The following is a 1,003-nucleotide window of genomic DNA, read 5'->3' as shown; positions in this document are numbered from 1 at the left end:
ATTTAGATAGATAACCAAATTGTGTTTTATGGTCTAAAACCCAATTACCATTAACAGTTATATAATAAACATGTTTTTCATAATGATAACTAAAACCAATAGTATTAGCATAATTAATAACAATAGTTTCTAAAGTTTTATCACTATCATTAGCAATAATATAATAAGTTCCATGACGAAACATACTCCAATGTTCATCATTAATAAGTCGTTTAATAGTAGCTTCATCATTACCTGTTTCTCTACCATAACAAACTCTTGCGCATCTAGCAACATGAGCTTTAGCATCATCACCTTGTTTCCAAAGCTCAACTTTTGGTTCAATTATTTTCATCTTCTTTATTATTATAAAAATCTTTAACTACATTTCCAAATACACTATAAAAATGTTCTTTAGGTATAATATTAATAGGCTGTATAGAATCAAGCTCTTTAAAAAACTCTTTAAGACCTTTATTTCTAATCCATAAAGTATCGTAAGTAGCAGTTATATAATTATCTTTATCCATGTCACAAGCTATAAAGCAAGTTTCACTATCAAGTTTATCTATACATTCTTTACATACAATAGCTTCAGCTATTTGTTTACTCTTACTAGCATCTTCTTCAACAGAATTTCCAAGCGGAGTATAACCAATAACTTTACCACAACATATACAAACTCTAGCAAGAGCATTTATACCAAAAATAGGATGTAATTTCATACCATATAATCAGTTACAAATTTAAGAACTTTATAGAAAAGACCAACAAGAGTACCAGTATTATCAATAACATAATCATCTTGAGAAATTTTAATTTGTTCACTTTCATGATTATCATTATTAACTCTTCTATCTACTCTAATTATTTTTCCACCATAATATTTAATAGCCATACATTCATCTTCAAATCTAGCATCAGCTATAATACATTGTCCTTTACTGTTTTTTATATTAAATGCTTTATTCATAGTATAACGAATAAAAGCTTCTTTCCAAAAATGATTTCTAATAATATTAGT

3 protein-coding genes are annotated in these 1,003 nt (G+C 26.6%); all 3 read right to left on the bottom strand.

Annotated elements, in window-relative coordinates; translation table 11 throughout:
• The coding region (locus tag DXN04_RS33485) for an FAD-dependent thymidylate synthase (protein ID WP_199415199.1) at window positions 1-334 on the bottom strand (334 nt) is incomplete at its 3' end.
• On the bottom strand, window positions 321-704 hold the full coding sequence (locus DXN04_RS33480; RefSeq protein ID WP_116857788.1) for a hypothetical protein: 384 nt from the start codon (window positions 702-704) through the stop codon (window positions 321-323). The genes DXN04_RS33485 and DXN04_RS33480, both read right to left, overlap by 14 nt.
• On the bottom strand, window positions 701-1,003 hold a 303-nt coding region (locus DXN04_RS33475; RefSeq protein ID WP_233525746.1), incomplete at its 5' end, for a deoxynucleotide monophosphate kinase family protein. The genes DXN04_RS33475 and DXN04_RS33480, both read right to left, overlap by 4 nt.

The organism is Chitinophaga silvisoli (genome assembly GCF_003412465.1).
GTDB classification, from domain to species: domain Bacteria; phylum Bacteroidota; class Bacteroidia; order Chitinophagales; family Chitinophagaceae; genus Chitinophaga; species Chitinophaga silvisoli.
The sequence above is the reverse complement of the archived record's forward strand: the minus strand, read 5'-3'. Positions and strand labels throughout refer to the sequence as shown.

Bases quoted from the DNA above. Each gene is read 5' to 3' on its own strand.
- DXN04_RS33480 (WP_116857788.1), bottom strand. From the start codon at position 704: ATGAAATTACATCCTATTTTTGGTATAAATGCTCTTGCTAGAGTTTGT.